The sequence below is a fragment of the Sphingobium yanoikuyae genome, from assembly GCF_034424525.1.
GTDB classification, from domain to species: domain Bacteria; phylum Pseudomonadota; class Alphaproteobacteria; order Sphingomonadales; family Sphingomonadaceae; genus Sphingobium; species Sphingobium yanoikuyae.
This window is the reverse complement of the sequence record NZ_CP139979.1, coordinates 3,420,284-3,441,762: the sequence shown is the minus strand read 5'-3', so window position 1 is coordinate 3,441,762 and position 21,479 is coordinate 3,420,284. Positions and strand designations below refer to the sequence as shown.

Annotated in this window: 13 protein-coding genes; 10 read left to right on the top strand and 3 right to left on the bottom strand. The window is 65.4% G+C overall.

The window, feature by feature from the left end; genetic code table 11:
• Positions 1 to 59 precede the first annotated feature (59 nt).
• Genes U0025_RS15855 through U0025_RS15840 form a run of 4 tightly spaced genes read left to right on the top strand, consistent with a single transcriptional unit; the run spans position 60 to position 6,437 of the window.
• A complete protein-coding gene (locus U0025_RS15855; RefSeq protein ID WP_004208405.1) occupies positions 60 to 1,469 on the top strand; it encodes an efflux transporter outer membrane subunit in 1,410 nt (469 codons plus the stop codon).
• Positions 1,466 to 2,557 carry an HlyD family secretion protein gene (locus tag U0025_RS15850; protein ID WP_004208404.1) on the top strand — a complete coding sequence of 364 codons (1,092 nt, stop codon included), beginning with the start codon at positions 1,466 to 1,468 and terminating at the stop codon, positions 2,555 to 2,557. Before U0025_RS15855 ends, U0025_RS15850 begins: the two co-directional genes overlap by 4 nt.
• The gene (gene rbbA / locus U0025_RS15845) at positions 2,554 to 5,304 is read left to right on the top strand and encodes a ribosome-associated ATPase/putative transporter RbbA (protein WP_004208403.1); all 2,751 of its coding nucleotides are present in this window, start codon (positions 2,554 to 2,556) and stop codon (positions 5,302 to 5,304) included. The genes U0025_RS15850 and rbbA overlap by 4 nt, the downstream gene beginning before the upstream one ends.
• Positions 5,305 to 5,309: 5 nt before the next feature.
• Positions 5,310 to 6,437 carry an ABC transporter permease gene (locus U0025_RS15840; RefSeq protein ID WP_004208402.1) on the top strand — a complete coding sequence of 376 codons (1,128 nt, stop codon included), beginning with the start codon at positions 5,310 to 5,312 and terminating at the stop codon, positions 6,435 to 6,437.
• A 15-nt stretch (positions 6,438 to 6,452) separates the two neighbouring features.
• Here U0025_RS15840 and U0025_RS15835 read toward each other — a convergent pair whose 3' ends face one another.
• Positions 6,453 to 8,105 carry a hypothetical protein gene (locus tag U0025_RS15835; protein WP_004208401.1) on the bottom strand — a complete coding sequence of 551 codons (1,653 nt, stop codon included), beginning with the start codon at positions 8,103 to 8,105 and terminating at the stop codon, positions 6,453 to 6,455.
• A 237-nt stretch (positions 8,106 to 8,342) separates the two neighbouring features.
• Here U0025_RS15835 and U0025_RS15830 point away from each other — a divergent pair, with 237 nt between their 5' ends.
• Positions 8,343 to 9,092 (top strand): LytTR family transcriptional regulator DNA-binding domain-containing protein, encoded by a 750-nt coding sequence (locus tag U0025_RS15830; RefSeq protein WP_004208400.1) that lies wholly within the window; start codon positions 8,343 to 8,345, stop codon positions 9,090 to 9,092.
• Positions 9,093 to 9,460: 368 nt separating this feature from the next.
• On the top strand, positions 9,461 to 12,250 hold the full coding sequence (locus U0025_RS15825; protein ID WP_004208399.1) for a TonB-dependent receptor: 2,790 nt from the start codon (positions 9,461 to 9,463) through the stop codon (positions 12,248 to 12,250).
• Positions 12,251 to 12,413: 163 nt separating this feature from the next.
• On the opposite strand, the gene U0025_RS15820 is transcribed toward U0025_RS15825, so the two are convergent.
• Positions 12,414 to 12,809, bottom strand: coding sequence for an endonuclease domain-containing protein (locus U0025_RS15820; RefSeq protein ID WP_004208398.1), 396 nt, complete (start codon positions 12,807 to 12,809; stop codon positions 12,414 to 12,416).
• A gap of 76 nt (positions 12,810 to 12,885) precedes the next feature.
• On the bottom strand, positions 12,886 to 13,908 hold the full coding sequence (locus U0025_RS15815) for a LacI family DNA-binding transcriptional regulator (protein WP_004208397.1): 1,023 nt from the start codon (positions 13,906 to 13,908) through the stop codon (positions 12,886 to 12,888).
• A 158-nt stretch (positions 13,909 to 14,066) separates the two neighbouring features.
• Between U0025_RS15815 and U0025_RS15810 the strand changes: the two genes are divergently transcribed.
• The 4 genes from U0025_RS15810 to U0025_RS15795 all read left to right on the top strand — a co-directional run bounded on the left by U0025_RS15810 (position 14,067) and on the right by U0025_RS15795 (position 21,410).
• Positions 14,067 to 15,890, top strand: coding sequence for an alpha-amylase family glycosyl hydrolase (locus tag U0025_RS15810; RefSeq protein WP_004208396.1), 1,824 nt, complete (start codon positions 14,067 to 14,069; stop codon positions 15,888 to 15,890).
• A complete protein-coding gene (locus tag U0025_RS15805) occupies positions 15,887 to 17,494 on the top strand; it encodes an alpha-glucosidase (RefSeq protein WP_004208395.1) in 1,608 nt (535 codons plus the stop codon). Before U0025_RS15810 ends, U0025_RS15805 begins: the two co-directional genes overlap by 4 nt.
• Before the next feature lie 104 nt (positions 17,495 to 17,598).
• Positions 17,599 to 19,653, top strand: coding sequence for a glycoside hydrolase family 97 protein (locus U0025_RS15800; RefSeq protein WP_004208394.1), 2,055 nt, complete (start codon positions 17,599 to 17,601; stop codon positions 19,651 to 19,653).
• Between the two features lie 251 nt (positions 19,654 to 19,904).
• A complete protein-coding gene (locus U0025_RS15795; protein ID WP_037490504.1) occupies positions 19,905 to 21,410 on the top strand; it encodes an MFS transporter in 1,506 nt (501 codons plus the stop codon).
• Positions 21,411 to 21,479: the final 69 nt, after the last annotated feature.

Below are 21,479 nucleotides of genomic sequence, written 5' to 3'. Positions count from 1 at the left end.
ATTCCGATTTTGCGATAGGTCATGGCGCGAAGGGGAGGGTTGTCCCTGAGGCCTTGACGATGCTTCTGGCTCTTTCCCTGACCGGTTGTTCCTTTGCGCCCGATTATGTCCAGCCATCCCTGCCGGTGCCCGACAGCTATGCCGTAGCGACGCCGGACGGGGCTTCGTTGGCCGGGCGCGACTGGGAGCAGGTTTTTCCCGATCCCGAATTGCGCAGGCTGGTCGCCCAGGCGCTGGCCAATAATCGGGACATTCGCATCGCCGCCGCCCGCGTGGCGCAGGCGCGCGGCGCCTGGCGGATCGAGGGTGCCTCGCTCTATCCCCAGCTCGATGCCGTGGCGACGGGCACGCGCGGTCAGGCCTTCTACAGCCTGCCGGTGATCGGCGACCAGATCGTCGACGTGAAATCGATCACCGCCCAACTGAGCGCCAGCTGGGAAATCGATTTCTGGGGCCGGCTGCGCAATCTGAAGGAGGCCGCCCGCGAACAGTTTCTGGCGTCCGAGGAATCGCGCCGGGCGGTCGCGACCGACCTGATCGCGCAGGTGGCGCTCGGCTATCTGCTGGAGCGCGAATATGAGGAGCGCGCCGCCCTTACCCAGCAGTCGATCACCACCCGGCAGGAAACGCTGCGCATCATGCGCCGCCGCTATGAGGTGGGGTCTGGGTCGAAGCTGGACCTGGCCCAGTCCCAGGTGCTGCTGGCGCAGGCGGACACCACCATGCATGTGCTGAACCTCGACCGCGCGGTCAATCGCAACGCGCTGGCGCTGCTGGTCGGCCAGCCGGTGGAGATCGCGCCCGGATCGCTGCGGCTGGCCGGACCGGGCGGCGATTATCAGGTGCCCGCCGGCCTGCCGTCCGAACTGCTCACCAACCGGCCGGACATCGTCGCGGCCGAGCATCAGCTGCGCGCCGCCAATGCCAACATCGGTGCCGCCCGCGCCGCCTTCTTCCCCAATATCAGCCTGACCGGCGCCTATGGCACGACCAGCCCGGACCTCGACGGCCTGTTCGGCGGCAATAGCGAGGTGTGGAGCTTTTCGCCGACGATCCGTCTGCCCCTGTTCAACGCCGGTCGGCTGAAGGGCAATCTGGACGTGGCGCAGGCGCGCCGGGACGAGGCCGTCGCTACCTATGAAAAGACGATCCAGTCCGCCTTTCGCGACGTGTCCGACGCGCTGGTCCGGCGGCGCCAGATCGCCCTGCAGATCGGCACCACGCGCCAACTGGTCGATGCCCAGCGGGAACGGGCGCGCCTCGCCCAGTTGCGGTTCGACAATGGCCGCTCCACCTATCTCGAAGTGCTCGATGCCCAGCGCGACCTGTTCGATGCGGAACAGGCGCTGGTCCAGCTTCGCCGGGGGGAACTCTCCAGCATCGTCAGCCTCTATGCCGCCCTGGGCGGCGGCTTTGTGGTCAATCGCGGCATCGCGGCCGCCCCGTCCGGGAACCAGGGGGAACCATGAGCATGAACAAGCGCTGGATCGTCAGGGGGCTGATCGTGGCGGCGGTGGCCGGCATTGCCTTCCTGCTCTGGACTTTGCTGAAGCCGGCCGGCCTGCCCGAAGGCATTGTCGGCGGCAATGGCCGGCTGGAAGCGACCGAGATCGACGTCGCCTCCAAATCCGCCGGACGGATCAAGGATATCGTCGCGGATGAAGGGCAGCTGGTGAAGGCCGGCGAGATCGTCGCCCATATGGATGTCGACGTGCTGGACGCACAGCGGACCGAGGCCGTCGCGCAACTGGCCGAGGCGCAGAATGCCGTCCTCGTCGCCCAGACCCAGGTGGCCCAGCGCGAGAGCGAGAAGGCCGCGGCCCAGGCCGTGGTGCGCCAGCGCATCGCCGAGCTCAACGCCTCGCGCAAGCGCCTTGCCCGGTCCGAAACCCTGGCCCGCGAAGGTGCGACCGCAGTGCAGGAGCGCGATGACGACGCCGCCCAGACCGAAGGCGCCGCCGCCGCCGTGGAGGCGGCCCGTGCCCAGCTCGCCTCGGCCGAGGTCGCCATCACCAATGCCCGCAATCAGGTGATCGGATCGCGATCGCGCGTGGAGGCCGGCCGCGCCACCATCCAGCGGATCGAGGCGGACATCAACGACAGCAGCCTGCGCGCGCCACGCGACGGCCGCGTCCAGTATCGCGTCGCCCAGCCCGGCGAGGTGGTGACGGCCGGTGGCCGGGTGCTGAGCCTGGTCGACCTGTCCGACGTGACGATCAGCTTCTTCCTGCCCGCCACCGCCGCCGGCCGTGTCGCCATCGGCAGCGAGGCGCGGATCGTGCTCGATGCCATTCCCGACTATCCGATCCCGGCGCGGATCAGCTTCGTCGCCGACGTCGCCCAGTTCACGCCCAAGACGGTGGAAACCCAGAGCGAGCGCGAGAAGATGATGTTTCGGGTCAAGGCCCGGATCGATCCGGCGCTGCTGCGCAAGCATATCGCCCAGGTGAAGACCGGCCTGCCCGGCATGGCCTATGTCCGGATCGATCCGGGCGTTGCCTGGCCCGCCTCGCTTGCGGTCCGCGCCCTTCCCGAAGGATCGCGGGCGGTCCAGTGAATCAGGCCGACCCCATCGGCGCGCCGACGGTCGATCCGGTCGTCCGCCTGTCCGGCGTCCGCCTCCATTATGGCAAGACGCAGGCGCTGCGCGGCATCGATCTCGACATACCGGGCGGGCGGATGATCGGCCTGATCGGACCCGATGGCGTGGGCAAGTCCAGCCTGCTCTCCCTCGTCGCCGGCGCCCATGTCATCCAGGATGGCGATGTCCATGTGCTGGGCGGCGACATGCGCGACAAGCGCCATCGCAGCGATGTCTGCCCGCGCATCGCCTATATGCCGCAGGGACTGGGCAAGAATCTCTATCCCACCCTGTCGGTCGAGGAGAATTTGCAGTTTTTCGGCCGCCTGTTCGGCCATGACGGGGCGGAGCGGCGACGGCGGATCGATGCGCTCACCCGCGCGACCGGCCTCGACCCGTTCCTTGCCCGGCCGGCGGGCAAGCTGTCGGGCGGCATGAAGCAGAAGCTCGGCCTGTGCTGCGCGCTGATCCATGATCCCGACCTGTTGATCCTGGACGAGCCGACCACCGGCGTCGATCCGCTGGCCCGCGCCCAATTCTGGGATCTCATCAACGACATTCGCCAGACCCAGGCGCAGATGAGCGTCATCGTCGCCACCGCCTACATGGACGAGGCGCAGCGTTTCGACTGGCTGGTGGCGATGGATGACGGGCAGATCCTCGACACCGGCACCCCGGCCGAGATTTTCGCGCGCACCGGCACCAGTTCGCTGGAGGAGGCCTTCATCGCGCTGTTGCCCGAGGAGAAGAAGCGCGGCCACGAGCCGGTCGTCATCCCGCCGCTCGAAGCCAGCGAGGATGATATCGCCATCGAGGCGCAGGGCCTGACCATGCGCTTTGGCGATTTCACCGCGGTCGACCATGTCAGCTTCCGCATTCGCCGGGGCGAGATATTCGGTTTCCTGGGGTCCAATGGCTGCGGCAAGTCGACCACCATGAAGATGCTGACCGGCCTCTTGCCCGCGACCGAGGGCAAGGCCTGGCTGTTCGGCAATGCAGTGGACCCGGACGACATGTCCACGCGCAAGCGGGTCGGCTATATGAGCCAGGCCTTCTCGCTCTACACCGAACTCACCGTCCGCCAAGATCTGGAATTCCACGCTCATCTCTTCCATGTCGCGCGCGACGATATTCCCGCCCGCGTCGCGGAAATGGCCGATCGGTTCGATCTTGGCCCGGTGATGGAGGAACTGCCCGACAGCCTGCCGCTCGGCATCCGTCAGCGCCTCAGCCTTGCCGTGGCGATGGTCCACAAGCCGGAACTGCTGATCCTGGACGAGCCGACCTCCGGCGTCGATCCGGTGGCGCGCGACGGCTTCTGGCGATTGCTGGCGGAACTGTCGCGGCGCGACAAGGTCACGATCTTCATCTCCACCCATTTCATGAACGAAGCGATGCGCTGCGACCGCATGTCGATGATGCACGCCGGCCATGTGCTGGACAGCGATGCGCCCGCGCGCCTGATCGAGAAGCGCGGCGCGCCTGATCTGGAACAGGCTTTCATCGGCTATCTGGTCGATGCCGGCGGCGACACCCGCCCGCCCGACGAGGAAAGCGCGCTCAAGGACATGGCGCAGGCGGAACATGGCACGATAAGGCGCGGCTTCAGCCCGCAACGCGCGCTCACCTATGCCTGGCGCGAGACGCTGGAACTGCAGCGCGATCCGGTCCGTGCGACGCTCGCGCTGATCGGTTCGCTGATCCTGATGCTGGTGATCGGCTTCGGCATGACCACCGACATCAACGAGCTGAACTATGCCGTGCTGGACCGCGACAACAGCATTCTCAGCCAGAATTATGCGCTCGACATTTCCGGCTCCTCCTATTTCGTCGAACATGCGCCGATCCGCGATTATGATGATCTCGACCGGCGCATGAAGGATGGCGAACTGGCGCTGGTGATCGAGATTCCGCCGGGCTTCGGCCGGGATATCGCGGCCGGGCGACAGGTCACGGTCGGCGCCTGGTTCGACGGCGCCAATCCGCAGCGCGCCGAAACGGTGCAGGGCTATATCCAGGGGCTGCACCAGCATTGGCTGAGCCAGCAGGCGGCCGCGCGCGGCAGCGCGGTCGGCAGCAGCTTCTCGATCGAGAACCGCTATCGCTACAATCCCGATGTGCAGAGCCTGCCGGCGATGGTGCCGATCGTGATCCCGCTGCTGCTGCTCATGCTGCCGGCTATGCTGACCGCGCTGGCGGTGGTGCGCGAAAAGGAGATCGGATCGATCATCAACCTCTATGTGACGCCGGTCAGCCGCAGCGAATTCCTGCTCGGCAAGCAGCTTCCCTATGTCGTGCTGGCGCTTGTCAACTTCCTGCTGATGGTGCTGATGGCGATCTTCATCTTCGGTGTGCCGGTGAAGGGCAGCTTCCCGACCTTGCTGCTCGCCGCATCCATCTATTGCGTCACTGCGACCGGCATGGGCCTGCTCGCCTCGGCCGTGACGCGCAGCCAGATCGCCGCGATGTTCCTGGCGATGATCGGCACGATGATCCCGGCCACCACCTATGGCGGCATGACCGACCCCGTCTCCTCGATGGAGGGCAGCGCGCGGATCATCGGCGACATCTATCCCGCCAGCCACATGTTCACCATCAGCCGCGGCGTCTTTGCCAAGGCGCTGGGCTTTTCGGATCTGGCCGGCTCCTTCCTGCCGCTCGCCATTTCCGCGCCGCTGATCGTCGGGATCGCGATCATGCTGCTCAAGAAGCAGGAGGCCTGACGCCGATGCTCGCGACGATTTCCAACATCTACCGGCTGGGCGTGAAGGAGCTGTGGAGCCTGTGGCGCGACCCGATCATGCTGGTGCTGATCCTGTTCGTCTTCACCGTCTCCATCTATACCTCGGCCAATTCCAAGCCGGAAACGCTGCACAATGCAGCCATCGCAATCGTCGACGAGGATGAATCGCCGCTGTCGCAGCGGATCGTCGCCGCTTTCTATCCGCCGCAATTCACGCTGCCCCGGATGATTGCGCCGGCGCAGATCGATCCGGGCATGGACGCGGGCGACTTCACCTTCGTCCTGCATATTCCCTACGGCTTCCAGCGCGACGTGCTGGCCGGCCGGACGGCGGAAATCCAGCTCAACACCGACGCCACGCGCATGAGCCAGGCTTTCTCGGGCAGCAGCTATGTGCAGCAGATCGCGACCGCCGAGGTGAATGAATTCGTCAACCGCTATCGCGCCAACAGCGTGCCCAAGGTCGACCTGGCGGTGCGGGCGCGCTTCAACCCGACGCTCAACCATACCTGGTTCGGCGCGCTGGCACAGATCATCAACCAGATCGCGATGCTGTCGATCATCCTCACCGGCGCGGCGCTGATCCGCGAGCGGGAACATGGCACGATAGAGCATCTGCTGGTGATGCCGGTCACCCCGTTCGAGATCATGCTGTCAAAGGTCTGGTCGATGGGGCTGGTCGTGCTGCTCGCCTCGTCTCTGTCGATCAACCTGGTGGTGCAGGGGCTGATGCACGTGCCCGTCGCCGGATCGCTGGCGCTCTTCTTCGCAGGCGCCGCGCTGGTGCTGTTTTCCACAACCTCGATGGGCATTTTCCTCGCGACGCTAGCGCGCAACATGCCGCAATTCGGCATGCTGATGATCCTCGTGCTGCTGCCGCTGCAGATGCTCTCGGGCGGCACCACCCCGCGCGAATCCATGCCAAAGCTGGTGCAGGATGTGATGCTGTTCGCGCCGACCACCCATTTCGTCGAACTGGGTCAGGCGATCCTGTTCCGGGGCGCCGGCATAGGCGTCGTCTGGCCACAATTCGCCGCCACCGCCGCGATCGGCATCGCCTTCTTCCTGATCGCGCTCGCCCGCTTCCGCCGGACGATCAGCGCCATGGCCTGATCGTCCGGCGGCTCTTCATGGCGCCAGCCGGTCCACGCTCAGGCGCTGGCCGCCATATTCGGCAAAGCCCCGGCTGCGCGGCTGGCCATCGGCTTGGGGCGTGAAGTCGATCGCGGCGGGCTTGGGGCCGCCCAGCGGTCCGAAGGTCATCTGCAGCTTCATGATGCCGGGCTTGGGGCCGGTCAGGCGGATGTCGGCTTCGTAGCTGGACTGGCCGCGCATGTTGATCTGCGTCGTCTCGCGCCCGCTATAGACCTGCTTCCCGTCGTCGCTGAAATCGACATAGATTTTCTCGATGGCGCCGCTCGTGCGCCGATATTGGATATGGCCCGACCGCCGGCCATAGACCTTCACGTCGATATTCTGGCTCTTGCCCGCCAGCGCCGGCAGGGTGGACAGGTCGGTATCGCCATAGGGCAGGCTGTCGGGCACGGCGCGCGGGGCGACCGCCGGTCCGGCCTTGTATCCGGGCAGGGTGACGATCTGGACCCGCTTGGTCTCGCTGCCGCGCAGCCCCTCGATCCAGGTCGCCCGGCGGCTGTCGGGATGCCAGGACATGGGCGAATGAAACACCCAGTCGGCCTGGCTGCTGAGGTTCGCGCCCAGATAGCCGTCCTCGCGCTGCGACCGAGCGATGTCGATCAGCGCCGGCCCGACATTGCCCGGCCGTGCCGTGCGCACGCCGGTGACGGCATAGGTATAGGCGAACATGCTCAGTCCCATGTTCAGGCTGTCGGGATAGGGGCGGGGCATCAGCCCCAATATCGCCGGGTCGGTCTGCGAAAAGCGGGTGGTCATCACCATGCCCAGCCGCTCGTCGGGCGAGAAGATCGTCGTCTCGGTATAGCCCGGCGTGTCGGTGATCGGCGTCACCTTGCCGCTTGCCAGGTCCATCACCACCGAATCGGGCAGGTCGCGCTTCACCGCGCCGACCAGCGACAGGGCGCTGCCGCCATGGACGAACTGCTTCACCTCGCCGCCGCGGATCGGCGCCGGGATGACGCCATCGGCATGGGCCGGATCGGGGCGGAAGGGATCGCTGCTGCTGATGATCTGCGGCCGGGTGACGACATAGCCATCCGGGCCGCGCGTCAGTTCGCCGGTCAGCACCGCGGCGGAATAATTGGCGAGCAGGGTCGTCCAGGCGATATGGCGATTGTCCGGCGCCACCACCATTTCCGACCAGCGATGCCAGATATGCGCGCCATCGGCCACCTGCGGCGGATAGGTGACGGGCACCAGTTGCGCCTGCGTGCAATCGTCCAGGCTGGTCGGGCATTCGATCACGAAATCGCCCAGGAAGATGCGCTTATTGTCGGCAAACACCATGTAGCGGATGCCATTATCCTTCGGCCGGGCGGGGATCGTCCCGCTGAAGATCGGGCGGATATGGCTGCCATCATCGTCCATGATGGCGAGGTTGATCTGCCGCGGATCGCTCTCGCCGGGCCGGGCATAGGTCAGCAATATCCGGCCCGACGGCGTGTAGGTGGCGCTTTGCGGCCGCATGTCGGCCGGCAATGTCAGGGTGCGGATCACCGGCTGGCCGAACAGCGCGCCATCCGCCCTGGGCCGCGCCAGGGTCGGCGCGCCATCCAGCGCCAGTCCGCCGATCAGGACGGGCAGCATGGCCAAGATAGGCAGCCGGCGGGAAGGGGGCTTGGTCACCAGATTCTCTCCTCGTCTCGGCCGTCGCCCAGGGGCGCGGCGCGGCCGTCCGCTCTGCTGATGGCACCTGCCCGCCGGCCGGCAAGCGCCAATCCGTTACGCGGAAAGAGGGCTTGCCAATGTCCCGCAAAACCGGGCATTTTCCAGCCGGCGCTTCGCGAATGGGCAGGGCGACAAGCGAGGCGGAGAGGGGAATAGCCGATTTTCAACCGACGCATCTTGCTGGAGCTGTGGGCGATGCTGCTGCTGGCCGGCATCATCGGCTTCATGGGGCCGTTCGGCACCTATATGCGCGACGGTCTGCCGGGGCGGATCGGCCATTGGTGGCTGCTGCTGATGGGCGCCTATATTCTCGTCCGGCCGGCGATCTGGCTGCTGCGCCGGCTGGCGCGGCGGATCGACCTGTCGGTGTCGATCACCGTCTTTTCCGGCGTGTCGCTCTGCGTCGTGCCGCTGGCCTTCCTCTGGCGCAATGTCGGCCGCACCGCCTTTCGCGATCTGGACGGCTTTACCGGCCTGCTGCCCTTTTCCTTCCTCTGCGCGCTCACCGTGCTGGTCGTCACCCACTGGGCCGAACAGACCGACCGGCGGCTGGCCCAGCGGGGCATCCTGCCGCCGCCCATCGATGCCCCGCCTGCCGAAGACGCCGCCGCCACATCGTCCGGAGACCCCGCCCTGCGCCATCGCCTGTCGGCCGGCTTTGCCGGGCCGATCCTGGCGCTGCAGAGCGAGGATCATTATGTCCGCGTCCATGGCGCGGGCGGCAGCGAATTGCTGCTGATGCGGTTGCGCGACGCGATTGCGGAGATGGAGGGGGTGGCCGGCGCGCAGGTGCATCGCAGCTGGTGGATCGCCCATCGGGCCATCCTGCGCTGTGATCCCGCCGGGCGCAGCTGGCTCATCACCCTGGATGGCGGGCTCAGCGTCCCCGTCGCGCGCGATTCGGTTGCCCGGCTGCAACGCGCCGGCTTCCTGCCCGCATCCTGACCCGCATCCCGCCCCGATCTGGCGGGCAAAAGAAAACCCCGCCGGAGCAAGCTCGACGACGGGGCCAGGTTCAGGGAGGTGTCACTCCAAAGGGGGGGAAGAGTGACAGGACCAATCTAGGAAAGCGCGCGTGGCTTTCAAGCATTAGCCGCATATTTTTGTCGGCGGCTGCGCCCATGCCATCGGTCCTATCGCACGGCTGAACCCGCTATTTCGGCCATTTCCGCTACGGTAACCGGCCATGTCGTGAATATGGCTGAATACGTATGCTGGAATCTGTGCAGAGGGTCGGGGGCGGCGCTATTTGAACCAGACCGACACATGTCGGCAAGAAACGCTCAAGATGCGTCCTGGGGAGGATCACTGTCATGCATCAATTCCGTCATACCGTCCTGCGCGCTGCGCTGCTGGCAGGGGCTTCCTTCTCGCTCGCCGCGGTCGCCCATGCGCAGACCGACGCCGAAACCGCGACGCCCGCCGCACCCGCCGCCGGCGAATCCGAAGGCATCGTCGTCACCGGCATCCGCGCCTCGCTCGCCTCCGCCGCCAAGGTGAAGCGCGATTCCGTGCTGATCGTCGATTCCATCTCGGCCGAAGATGTCGGCAAGCTGCCCGACGTGTCGATCGCGGACTCGCTCGCCCGCCTGCCCGGCGTCACCGCCCAGCGCCTCGAAGGGCGCGACCAGCGCCTGTCGATCCGCGGCCTTGGCCCGGACTTCTCGACCACCCTGCTCAATGGCCGCGAACAGGTCACCGTCGGCGACAATCGCGGCGTCGAATATGACCAGTATCCGTCGGAATTCTTCCAGAACGTCAATGTCTACAAGAGCGCCGACGCCGCGCTGATCGCCGCCGGCATCTCCGGCACGGTCGACCTGCGCATGCTGCGTCCGCTCGACAAGAATGACCGCATCCTCGCCGTGTCGCTGCGCGGCCAGATGAACGGCATGGACAAGCTCAATCCCGATGGCGAACGCTATGGCTATCGCGCCTCGGCCACCTATGTCGATCAGTTCGCCGACGACACGCTGGGCCTGTCGCTGGGCTTCGCCGCCTCGCAGACCCCGTCGCAGAATGAGCGCTTCAACGCCTGGGGCTATCCCACCGATGCCGACGGCAATCTGATCATCGGCGGCGCCAAGCCCTATGTGCAGTCGAACCTGCTGAAGCGCTACGGCATGGTCGGCACGCTGGAATGGCAGCCGAGCGACAATTTCCACTCGACCTTCGACGTCCTCGCCTCGCATTTCGAGGAAGAACAGCGCCTGCGCGGCATCGAATTCCCGCTCGTCTGGGGCACCGACGTCGGCGTCAGCGACGTGACGGTCGAAAATGGCTTCGTCACCGGCGCCACCTTCTCCAACGTCTATGGCGTCCAGCGCAACGACTATAACAAGCGCAAGGCCGACACCATCTCGCTCGGCTGGAACAACGACATCCGCCTGAACGATCGGCTCAAGCTCAATGTCGATGCCAGCTGGTCGCGCGCCAAGCGCACCGACTTCCTGCTCGAAACCTATTCGGGCACCGGCTATCTGCGGTCGGGCGTGTCCGACACGGTGCGTGTCGAGCGCCAGTCGAACGGCCTGTTCAGCATCGTGCCGACGCTCGACTATACCGACACCAACGTCATCAGCCTGACCGACCCCAATGGCTGGGGCTATAATGGCACCACCGCCGTCGTGCAGGCGGGCTTCCTCAACCGGCCCAAGTTCATCGACGACATGAAGTCGTTCCGCGCCAACCTGGTCGGCGACATTTCGGGCAGCATCTTCAGCAACTGGGAAGTCGGCGGCAATTACAGCCGGCGCAAGAAGACCAGCGCCTATACCAGCTATTTCCTCTGCCCCACCGGCGGCACGGATTGCACCATCGCCAATGGCACGCCCGGCTCGGCGCCGGTGCCGCAGGAGGCACTGCTCGGCAAGAATGTCTCGCTCGACTATCTGGGCGTGCCGGCGATGCTGACGCTCGACCCGCTCTATCTCTACAACAATGTTCTGGATGCCGTGTATGATAACCGGCCGTCCTCGCTGGTGCGCGACAATGTCGTGAAGGAAGATGTCTTCACCGGCTATGCCAAGATGACGCTGGACGGCGATCTGGGCGGCAAGCCGCTCAAGGGCGCGATCGGCGTGCAGGTGATCCACACCCGCCAGGCGTCGACCGGTACCATCTCGAACTTCTCCAACGGCGTCGTCACCGTCGTCCCGGCCTCGGGCAAGGAGAGCTTCACCAATTTCCTGCCCAGCGCGCAATTCTCGGTCGAGCTGGAGCCCGGCTTCTTCGTGAAGATGGGTGCGGCCCAGACCATGGTCCGTCCGCGCATGGACCAGGAACGGATCAACCAGGAATATAATTTCAACCTGGCCAATGTCGGCCTCGGCTCCGACCCGCAGTACAGCCCGTTCAGCTCGAACGGCGGCAACATCGCGCTGCGTCCCTATCAGTCGACCAATATCGACCTGTCGATCGAGAAATATTTTCCGGGCGGCGGCTATGTCTCGCTCGCGGGCTATTTCAAGAATCTGACCGACTTCGTCGATCCCAACAACAATATCGCCTATGATTTCTCGGACGTGCTGGCCTCGCTGCCTGCCGACATCCGCAACCAGATCATCGCTGACGGCAGCTATATCGGCCTGCTGAAGGCCCCGGCCAACACCGGCAAGGGCACGATCATGGGGGCGGAAGGCACCGTCTCGCTGCCGTTCAAGGCATTCAGCGAAACGCTCGACGGCTTCGGCATCTTCGCCAGCGGGTCCTACACCCACAGCGAAGTCAAATATGGCAGCAACCCGACCGATGTCGTCACCCTGCCGGGCCTGTCCAAATGGGTCGCCAGCGGCACCGCTTATTATGAAAAGAGCGGTTTCCAGGCGCGCGTCTCCTATCGCTATCGCTCTTCCTTCCTGGGCGAAGTCGCCGGCCTTTCGGCCGCGCCGACCTTCCGCACCGCCAAGGCAGAGGGCATTCTCGACGCGCAGATCGGCTATGAATTCCAGTCGGGGCCGCTCACCGGCCTGTCGATCCTGCTGCAGGGCAAGAACCTCACCGACCAGCCCTTCGTCACCTATCAGAATGGCGATAAGCGCCAGGTCATCGACTATCAGCGCTACGGCCGCGATTATTATCTGGGCCTGACCTACAAGTTCTGATCGGCCTGCGGCCGACCGGGCAAGTTCTGATCGGCCTCCGGGCCGGTCGGGCAAGTCCTGAAATTCCTCCCCGGATTGCCCGACTGCACGCGGGCAATCCCCCTCCCCGGACCGCCACCCCTTAGAGGGGAGGGCGGTCCGTTTTTCTTTGGGGGGAGGGGGATCAGGTCTTTCGTCTCCCCTCCCTTCCAGGGAGGGGTTGGGGGTGGGTGCCGCCGAGGCACTCGGCGGCCCTGTTCAAGATAGCTTCCACCACACCATCCGGATTCTCGATCACGTCGCCATTCCAGAAGCGCAACATCGTCCAGCCCTGTTCCCTTAGAAACAGGGAGCGACGTTCGTCATAGGCCTGCGCATCCAGATGCTGGCTCCCGTCGAACTCGATCGCCAGTTTCGCCGAACGGCATGCCAGATCGACAATATAGGGGCCGATGACCAACTGCCTCGTGAAGCGCGGGCGATAGCAGGATATGCGCAACCAGATCATCCGCTCCGCATCGGTCTGGCCGTTGCGCAGCGCGCGGGCATTGGCCGTCATATGTTCAGGAACGCGGCGCATGAGGCCAGGTTAGCAAGGCTCGCTCCGCTCGCCTACCCACCCCCAACCCCTCCCTGAGAGGGAGGGGAGGGAAGTTTTAAGCCGTCATCCGCGTGACCAGCCGAGGCGCCAGCAGCGTCGGCGTCACCGGCTTGCGGTCGATCTGGCCGATCAGCGCGTCGACCAGCACCTCGCCCGCGTGCAGATAATCCTGCGCCACGGTGGTCAGCGGCTGTCGCGTCAGGCTGGCGGCCGGGATATCGTCGAAGCCGATCAGGGCGACGTCGCCCGGCACCGACAGCCCATGTTCGTCCAGCGCCCGCATCGCACCGATCGCGATCAGGTCCGACCCGGCAAAGATCGCGTCGAACGTCACGCCGCGCGCGATCAGGCGGCTCGCTGCCTCATAACCCGACTGCTCGGTCGACAGCGCATCGACATGCAGGCCGGGGTCGACTGCATGGCCAGCTTCGCGCAGCACGTCGGACAGGCCGGCATAACGATCGCGAAATTCGGGATAATGGCTCGATGCGTCGCCCAGAAAGGCGATCCGGCTGCATCCGCGCGCGATCAGATGCGCGCCCGCGTCGCGCCCGCCACGCCGGTTGTCGCAGCCGATCGTCATCCCCAGCGCATGCTGGTCGACCGATCCCCAGCGCACGAAATGCGTGCCCTGCGCCACCAGCTGCTCCAGCCGGGTGCGATAGATTTCATAGTCGCCATAGCCCAGCAGGATGATGCCGTCGGCCTTGCGGCTATCCTCATAATCGACATGCCAGTCGGTCGACAGCTGCTGGAAACTGGTCAGCAGGTCATAGCCGCGCTTGGCGCAGGTCTGCAGGATTGGCCCCAGCATCGACAGGAAGAAGGGGTTGATCCAGCTTTCGTCGGGCAGCAGATCCTCGAAGAACAAAAGGGCCAGCGTATTGCTCTTGCCCCGCCGCAGCGAGGATGCATTCTTGTCCACCGTATAGTTGAGCTGCCGGGCGATCGCCTCGACCCGCAGCCGCGTCGCCTCGCTCACCGTCTTGTCGCCGCGCAGCGCGCGCGACACGGTCGGCTGGGACACGCCGGCCAGCGTGGCGATGTCGAAGGATGTCACTTTGTCGTTGGCGGCCATGGCGCGACCCTACGCCAGCGAGTCTCCATTGGGAATAGAAGGGTTTGAAACCGGTCTGAATACGTATGCCGCTCCCTTGGCCCGCCCTGTCCCCGCCGACTAAGAAGGGGCCAAGCCGCGGCAATCGGGCACAAGCGGCAAGGGGAGGGATGAAGGCCATGCGCGGACGAACGGCAATGCTGCTGGCTGCGCTCTGCGCGCTTCCCGCTCCGGCGATGGCGCAGGATGACGGTTTCCGCGCCCGCCTGCCCGAAGATGAAGTCATCTATTTCGTCCTGCCCGACCGGTTCGACAATGCCGACCCCGCCAATGACAAGGGCGGCCTCAAGGGCGACCGGCTTCAGACCGGCTATGATCCCGCGTCCAAGGGCTTCTACCATGGCGGCGACCTCCAGGGGTTGATCCGCCAGCTCGACTATATTCAGGGGCTGGGCGCCACCGCCATCTGGGTCGGGCCGATCTTCCGCAACAAGCCGGTACAGGGCCCCAAGGGGCAGGAAAGCGCCGGCTATCACGGCTATTGGATCACCGATTTCGAGCATGTCGATCCGCATTTCGGCACCGACGCGGATTTCGCCGCGCTGGTGAAGGCCGCCCATGGCCGGGGGATGAAAGTCTATATGGACATCATCGCCAACCATACGGCCGACGTGATCCGCTATCGCGAATGCGCCGACCGGCCCTGTCCCTATCGTTCGCGCGCCGACTATCCCTATCAGCGCCGCGGCGGCGTGGCCGGCCCGGCGATCAATCCGGGCTTTGCCGGCGACGCCGATCATAGCGCCGCCAATTTCGACAAGCTCACCGACCCGGCCTATGCCTATACCCCGTTCGTGCCGAAGGGCGAGCAGGCGGCGAAGAACCCGGCCTGGCTCAACGATGTGCGCTATTATCATAATCGCGGCGAGACGACCTATTCGGGCGAGAGCGCGACCATGGGCGACTTTGCCGGGCTCGACGATCTGATGACCGAACATCCGCGCGTGATCGCCGGCATGATCGACATTTTCGGCGGCTGGATCGACCGCTTCGGCATTGACGGTTTCCGCATCGACACCGCCCGCCATGTCGACCCGCATTTCTGGCAGCAGTTCGTCCCCGCCATGCAGGCGCGGGCCAGGGCGCGCGGCATCCCCAATTTCCATGTCTTCGGCGAAGTCTATGTCGAGACGGTCGATGCCGGCCCGCTCGCCTGGCACACCCGCGAAGGCGGCTTCCCCGCCGTGCTCGACTTCGCCTTCCGCCAGGCCTCGCTGGAAACCGTCGCGGGCAAGGCGGCGACCGCCACCTGGGAACGCATGCTGACCGGTGATGCCCTCTATCAGGGCGGCGCCGCCACTGCGCGCCAGTTGCCGACCTTCGTCAGCAATCATGACGCGGGCCGTTTCGCCACCTTCGTCCGCCGCGCCTTCCCGCAGGCGGGCGAGGATGAAGTGCTGCGCCGGGTGATGCTCGCCAACGCCATGCTGCTGACGCTGCGCGGCGTGCCGACCATCTATTATGGCGATGAACAGGGTTTCGTCGGCGACGGCGGCGATCAGGACGCGCGCGAGGATATGTTCGGCAGCCAGGTGGCGAGCTATAACGACAATCGCCTGCTCGGCAGCACTGCCACTACCGCCACCGCGCGCTTCGATCCTGCCCATCCGCTCTATCGCGAGATTGCGGCGCTCGCCCGCCTGCGCACCGGCCATGCCGCGCTGCGCCGGGGCAGCGAGACGATCCGCGCGCGCGGCGACGAACCGGGCCTGTTCGCCGTCTCCCGCTTCGATCCCGACACGGGCGCGGAATATCTGATCGCCTTCAACACATCGACCGCGCCGATCAGGGCGCAGGTTCAGGTGGATACCGCCTCCACCGCCTTCGACACCCTTGCCGGCGCGGCCTGTTCCCCGCGCGCGTCCGCGCCCGGCAGCCTCGCCCTCGACCTTCCTCCCCTTGGCTACAGCGTCTGCGCTGTACGGAGCGCTAATCCGCAATGACCGACGCACTGACTCCCTGGTGGCGCGGCGCCACCATCTACCAGATCTATCCGCGCAGCTTCGCCGACTCCAATGGCGACGGCATCGGCGATCTGGCCGGCATCACCACCCATCTTCCCTATGTCGCCTCGCTCGGCGTCGATGCCATCTGGCTCTCGCCTTTCTTCAAGAGCCCGATGCGCGACTTCGGCTATGACGTGTCGGATTATTGCGATGTCGATCCGATCTTCGGCACGCTCGCCGATTTCGACGCGCTGATCGCCCGCGCCCATGATCTGGGCCTGCGCATCATCGTCGATCAGGTCTGGGCCCATACCTCCGATGAACATCCCTGGTTCATCGAAAGCCGCTCCAGCCGCCAGAATGACCATGCCGACTGGTATGTCTGGGCCGATGCGAAGCCCGACGGCACGCCGCCCAACAACTGGCAGTCGGTGTTCGGCGGCCCGGCCTGGACCTGGGACGCGCGGCGCGGCCAATACTACATGCACAATTTCCTGAAGGAGCAGCCGCAGATCAACCTGCACAATGGAAAGGTGCAGGCGGCGGTGCTGGATATCGTGCGCTTCTGGCTGGACCGCGGTGTCGACGGCTTCCGCATCGACGCGATCAACCATTCGATGCCTGACCCGCAACTGCGCGACAATCCGCCCGCGCCCGAAGACGGCCGCATCCGCACGCGCCCCTATGATTTCCAGATCAAGCGCTACAGCCAGAGCCACCCGGACATTCCGCTGTTCCTGGAAAAGGTGCGTTCGGTGTTCGACGAATATCCCGATCGCTTCACCGTCGCCGAAGTCGGCGGGGATGACAGCGATGCGGAGATGAAGGCCTTCACCCAGGGCGATCATCGCCTCAACACCGCCTATGGCTTCGACTTCCTCTACGCCCCCAAATTGACCGCGCCGTTCCTGAAAGACGCGCTGTCGCGCTGGCCGGCGGAGCAGGGGATTGGCTGGCCAAGCTGGGCGTTCGAAAATCATGACGCGCCGCGCGCCGTCTCGCGCTGGGCCGGTGACATCGACGCCCATGCCTATTGCCGGATGAAGATGCTGCTGCTCGCCTGCCTGCGCGGCAACATCTTCCTCTATTATGGCGAGGAACTGGGCCTGCCGCAGGTCGATATCGCGTTCGAGGATCTGCAGGATCCCGAAGCGATCGCCAACTGGCCGCTGACCCTGTCGCGCGACGGCGCCCGCACGCCCATGCCCTGGACCGGCGCGGCGCCCTGGCTCGGCTTCTCCGATGCCAGGCCCTGGCTGCCGGTGGGGGAAGCGCACCGCCCGCTCGCCGTCGACGCGCAGGAAGCCGACCCTGCCTCGCTGCTCCACTGGACGCGGCAGGTGCTGGCCCTGCGCAACGCTACCCCGGCACTGCGCAGCGGCACGATCACCTTTCTCGATACGCCGGACGATCTGCTCGCCTTTGAACGGACGCAGGACGGGCAACAGCGCCTCTGCGTCTTCAACCTCGGCACCGGCCCCGTCGCCTGGCGCCCGGCCGATGCGGACCGCTGGCAGGGCCAGCTGTCGACCGGCCGCATCGCCGACTGGAATTTCGCCCCCGCATCCGGCCTCGTCGCCGCCTTTGACCATTCAGAATGACATTCTCCCTCGTCATTGCGAGCGTAGCGAAGCAATCCAAATGGACTGCCCATGGATTGCTTCGCTGCGCTCGCAATGACGCGCCGAAAGACAAGGATTCTTCCATGACGCGACTGACCGCGCTCGCCCTCCCGCTCATTGCCCTGGCGCTCGCGCCCACCGCCGCGCGCGCCGATGTGGTGGCCAGGGCCGCCTCGCCCGACGGCCATATCACCCTCACCATCAGCCTCGATGGCGAGGGGCGTCCCAGCTACGCCGTGCAGCGCAATGGCAAGCCGCTGATCGCCGATTCCCGTTTGGGCTTCATGTTCACCGACGCGCCCAAGATCGAGCGCAACCTGACGCTGGCCGATAGCAAGCAGGCGAGCAGCGACACGAGCTGGACCCAGCCCTGGGGCGAATGGAGCAGGATCCGCGACCATCATAATGAGCTGACGCTGGTCTTCCGCGAAAAGGGCGATCTCCAGCGCGAGATGGATGTGACCTTCCGCCTGTTCGATGATGGCGTCGCCTTCCGCTACAGCCTGCCCGATCAGGCCAACCTCCATCACGCCAATATTGCCGAAGAACTGACCCAGTTCGCCTTCGCGCAGGGCGGCACAGCATGGTGGAAGCCCGCCTATGGGTGGAACCGCGAGGAATATCTCTACAACCGCACCCCGCTCGACGCGGTCGGGACCGCCCAGACGGTGATGACGGTGAAGCTGGCCGACGGCACCCATGTCGCCCTGCATGAAGCCGCGCTGGTCGATTATGCGGGCATGAATCTCGCCCGCGCCGAAGGCAACACGTTCCGCGCCGATCTGACGCCGGGGGCAGGCGCGCCCAAGGTGTCGCGCGACGCCGGCTTCTCCACCCCCTGGCGCACCATCGCCGTCGCCGACGATGCCGCCGGCCTCTACATGAACCACATGATCCTGAACTTGAACGAGCCCAACAAGCTCGGCGATGTTTCGTGGATCAAGCCGGGCAAGTTCGTCGGCGTCTGGTGGAACATGATCAAGGGCGAATGGAGCTGGGCGCGCGGCCCCAAACATGGCGCCACCACCGCCAATGTCCGCCGCTATATCGATTTCGCTGCTGCCAGCGGCATCCCCGCCGTGCTGGTCGAGGGCTGGAATGTCGGCTGGGACGGCAACTGGTTCGGCAATGGCAAGGATATGAACTTCTCGCAGCCGACCGAAGATTTCGACGCCGACGGCCTGGCCGTCTATGCCAGGTCCAAGGGCGTCACCCTGATCGGCCATCATGAAACCGGCGGCTCGGCCAGCCATTATGACGGCCAGCTCGACACCGCCTTCAAATGGGCGGCTGACCATGGCGAGCAGGTGGTGAAGACCGGCTATGTCACCGATGCCGGCCAGATCGAGCGGGTCGATGCCGATGGCGCGAAGCATCGCGAATGGCATGAGGGCCAGTGGATGGTGAATCATTATCTGCGCGTCGTGCAGACCGCCGCCAAATATCATGTCAGCATCGACAGCCATGAACCGGTAAAGGACACGGGCCTCCGCCGCACCTATCCCAACTGGGTCGCGCGCGAAGGCGGCCGGGGCATGGAATATAATGCCTGGGTCGGCGGAAAGAACCCGCCCGAGCATGAGGCGAACCTGGTCTTCACCCAGCTGCTGGGTGGCCCGATGGACTTTACCCCCGGCGTGCTCAGCCTGTCGGGTTCGGAAGGCAGCACGATCCACTCGACCATCGCCAAGCAGCTCGCCCTCTATGTCGTTCTCTATTCCCCGGTCGTGATGGCGGCCGACACGCCGGAAAATTACGCCAAATATCCCGGCCCCTTCCAGTTCATCAAGGATGTGCCGACCGACTGGTCCGACACCCGCGCCCTGAATGGCGAGGTTGGCGACTATGTCACCATCGCGCGCAAGGCGAAGGGCAGCGACGACTGGTATCTGGGCGCGGTCGGCGATGAACAGGCGCGCTCCAGCAAGGTGACGCTCGACTTCCTCGATGCCGGGCGCAGCTACACCGCCGAAATCTACCGCGACGGCCCCGGCGCCGACTATCGCACCGAGGGACGCCACGCGATCGTGATCGAAAAGAAGCAGGTGAAGAAGGGCGATGTCCTCAGCCTCGATCTTGCGCCCGGCGGCGGCCAGGCAATCCGCTTCGTCGCCAGCGGCGGCAAGCGCAAGCGGTGACAGTCCAGTGAACCTCGTCATTGCGAGGGCCGCAGGCCCGCGGCAATCCAGTGGATTGCTTCACCCGGCTATCGTCGGGTTCGCAATGACGAAGCGGCTATGGCCTGTCCTACAGGAAGGCGCTCCTCTATGCTGCGGATTGCAAGGGCCCCGCAGAAGGCAGACTTTCCGATAGGATCAGGCGCTCGCAACTTAATGTCAAAATGTGCGGGAAATGTGCGAAGTTAAGGCGAAGGATGGGGATGGCCGGAATGAATGAGATGGGGCTGGAAACGGGCGCGACGACGTCCGACGGTCGGCCGCGCCAGGGCTTTTGGGGGCTGTGGAATATCAGCTTCGGCTTCTTCGGCATCCAGATCGGCTTCGCGCTGCAAAACGCCAACATGTCGCGCATCTTCCAGTCGCTGGGGGAAAATCTCGACAATCTCGCCTTGCTGTGGATCGCCGCGCCGCTGACCGGCCTGCTGGTGCAGCCGGTGATTGGCCATTATAGCGATCGCACCTGGTGCCGCCTCGGCCGCCGCCGGCCCTATTTCTTCGCCGGTGCGCTGTTCGCCGCGCTCGCCTTGTTCGGCATGCCCAATGCGCCCGGCCTGATGGCCGCCGCGCTGATGCTCTGGATCCTCGACGCCTCGCTCAACGTCTCGATGGAGCCGTTCCGCGCCTTTGTCGGCGACATGCTGGCAAAGGAACAGCATATGGCCGGCTATGCGATCCAGACCGCCTTCATCGGCACCGGCGCGGTGATCGGCTCCTCCACCCCCTGGCTGCTCGACCAGATGGGCGTCTCCAATGTCGCGCCCGCCGGCATGATCCCCGACACGGTGCGCATCAGCTTCTATATCGGCGGCGCCGCGCTGTTCCTCGCCGTGCTCTGGACCGTGCTCACCACCCGCGAATATTCGCCCGATCAGATGGCCCGCTTTGCCCAGGCCAGCGAAGCGGCAAGGCAAGCGGAAGCGCCGTCGGTCCCCGCCGGCGGTCCGCTCTGGATCGTCGCTGGCCTCGCCATCATCGCCGCCGTCTGGGGCTGGGCACTGGAAAAGGAGCTGTATCTGCTGGGTGGGCTGCTCGCGGCCTATGGCATCGCTCGCATCGTCGCGCGCGGCCTTCATGCGCAGGGCCGGACCGACAATCTGCTCAGCCATGTGGTCGGCAATTTCGCGACCATGCCGGCGATGATGAAGAAGCTGGCGCTGGTCCAGTTCTTCACCTGGTCGGCGCTGTTCATCATGTGGATCTACACCACGCCAGTGGTCGCCCAATATGTCTTCGGATCGGCCGATCCGACCAGCGCCGCCTATAATGAAGGGGGCAATTGGGTCGGCATCCTGTTCGCCACCTATAATGGCGTCGCCGCCTTCGCCGCGCCCTTCCTGCTCCAGCCGCTGGCCCGCCGCATCGGCCAGGCCCAAACCCATGCGCTGGCGCTGACGCTGGGCGCGTTCGGCTTCCTGTCCTTCCTGGTCCTGCGCGATGCACAGGCGCTGCTCTTGTCGGAAGTGGCGATCGGCATCGCCTGGGCCTCGACCCTCGCCATGCCCTATGCGATGCTCGCCTCCAGCGTGCCGCAGACCAAGCTCGGCATCTATATGGGGCTGTTCAACGCCTTCGTCGTCATCCCGCAATTGCTGGTGGCGACGGTGATGGGCACGATCATGCGCCATTTCTTCCCGACCGAACCGATCTGGACCATGGCCTTTGCCGGCGCCGTCATGCTGCTGGCCGCGCTCGCTACCCTGCGCTGCCGGGACTGACCGGCAGCGCAGAGGGGAAGGGGGACTATCAAGGCGTGATGGGTTTTCCACATCACGCCTTGATCAAGC

Coding starts and splice junctions, on each gene's coding strand:
- U0025_RS15810 (WP_004208396.1), top strand. CDS start 14,067: ATGCGCGGACGAACGGCAATGCTGCTGGCTGCGCTCTGCGCGCTTCCC.
- U0025_RS15830 (WP_004208400.1), top strand. CDS start 8,343: ATGCTGCTGCTGGCCGGCATCATCGGCTTCATGGGGCCGTTCGGCACC.
- U0025_RS15795 (WP_037490504.1), top strand. CDS start 19,905: ATGAATGAGATGGGGCTGGAAACGGGCGCGACGACGTCCGACGGTCGG.
- U0025_RS15850 (WP_004208404.1), top strand. CDS start 1,466: ATGAGCATGAACAAGCGCTGGATCGTCAGGGGGCTGATCGTGGCGGCG.
- U0025_RS15855 (WP_004208405.1), top strand. CDS start 60: ATGCTTCTGGCTCTTTCCCTGACCGGTTGTTCCTTTGCGCCCGATTAT.
- U0025_RS15800 (WP_004208394.1), top strand. CDS start 17,599: ATGACGCGACTGACCGCGCTCGCCCTCCCGCTCATTGCCCTGGCGCTC.
- U0025_RS15805 (WP_004208395.1), top strand. CDS start 15,887: ATGACCGACGCACTGACTCCCTGGTGGCGCGGCGCCACCATCTACCAG.
- U0025_RS15840 (WP_004208402.1), top strand. CDS start 5,310: ATGCTCGCGACGATTTCCAACATCTACCGGCTGGGCGTGAAGGAGCTG.
- U0025_RS15825 (WP_004208399.1), top strand. CDS start 9,461: ATGCATCAATTCCGTCATACCGTCCTGCGCGCTGCGCTGCTGGCAGGG.
- U0025_RS15815 (WP_004208397.1), bottom strand. CDS start 13,908: ATGGCCGCCAACGACAAAGTGACATCCTTCGACATCGCCACGCTGGCC.
- U0025_RS15820 (WP_004208398.1), bottom strand. CDS start 12,809: ATGCGCCGCGTTCCTGAACATATGACGGCCAATGCCCGCGCGCTGCGC.